1 pseudogene is annotated in these 1,187 nt (G+C 76.7%); it reads right to left on the minus strand.

From position 1 onward, the window contains the following. Positions 1–1,187: pseudogene (locus ACWDS7_RS48605) on the minus strand (serine/threonine protein kinase); the annotation flags it as partial.

Genomic DNA, 1,187 nt, shown 5'->3' on the forward strand with positions numbered 1-1,187 from the left:
CTGGTAGGTGGTGCCGCCGTTGAAGGAGCCGGAGCGCTGGACGGCGAAGCCGGCTCCGCAGGCCTCCTGCGGGGTGTGCGGGTTGGGACGCGAGGCCGCGGGGGGCGGTGCGGACGGCGTCGGCGTCGGGGTCGGGGTCGGGGTCGGGGTCGGGGTCGGCTTGAAGGTGGGCCTGGCCGTCGTGAAGGTCGGCGTCGGCTTCGGGGTGAAGGTCGGCTTCGGGGTGAAGGTCGGCGTCGGCCTGGGTGTCGGAGCCGTCTGCGTCGGCTTCGGGGTGGGGGTCGCCGACGGCTTCGGCGTCGGAGCCGTCTGCGTGGCGCTCGGGGTGGGGGTGGTGGACGCGCTCGGGGTCGGCGTCGGCGGCTCGCTCGGGGTGGGCGTGGCCGTCGGGGCCGGGGTCGGCTCGACCGTCGAGGACGCCGTCGGGGTCGGGGTCGGGGTCGGGGTCGGGGTCGGCGAGGGAGGCGGCGTCGGAGTGGGCGAGGCGCTGGTGCTTGCCTCTCCTCCCCTGGTCGGGGCGGTCGTCGGCACCGCCGGTCCGGTGGTCGCCGGGATGGGAGGCGGGGTGACGAACGACGTCATCGACGGGACCGGCGGCGAGATCGTCGGGACCTCGGTGTTCAGCTGCAGCGGCCCGACGTCCGGGACCTGCGGGCCGGTCGTGGTGGCCCAGGGCACGGTCACCTTGCCGGTGTCCGCCGGGTCGTCCCCGAGAGCCTGCCCGTCGCCCTGCGCCTGCGACTGGTCGACCAGCCCCAGGGTCGCGTGGGGCGCCGCCCCTTGGGCGGAGGCCCGTTCCGCATCGAGGGAGGTGTATCTCCCGGCGGCCCAGAGCCCGAGCCCGGACAGCAGGACGACCACGCCGACGCAGGCGGCCAGCACGACGGAGAAACCGCCGGTCTTCGGCCGGTCCTTGGTCTCCGCCGTCACCTGCAGCACGACCGGTCCCTGCACGGGGGGAGCGGCGTCCCGGGGGAGCGGCGGAGCGCCCCAGCCGGGTGGCGCCGCCGGCTGCGGGGCGGTGGCGCCGGGCTGCTGCGGCACGGCGGGCAGCGGCCCGTCCTGCCAGTCGCCGTCCCCGGTGATCCGGATCGCCGGCTCCTCGCCGAGGAGGCGGAGCATGGCGGCCTTGGTGTCGGGGCGTTCGTAGGGGTGTTTGTCGAGGCAGGCGGCGAGGAGGGGGGCGA

The organism is Streptosporangium sp. NPDC003464 (genome assembly GCF_053588315.1).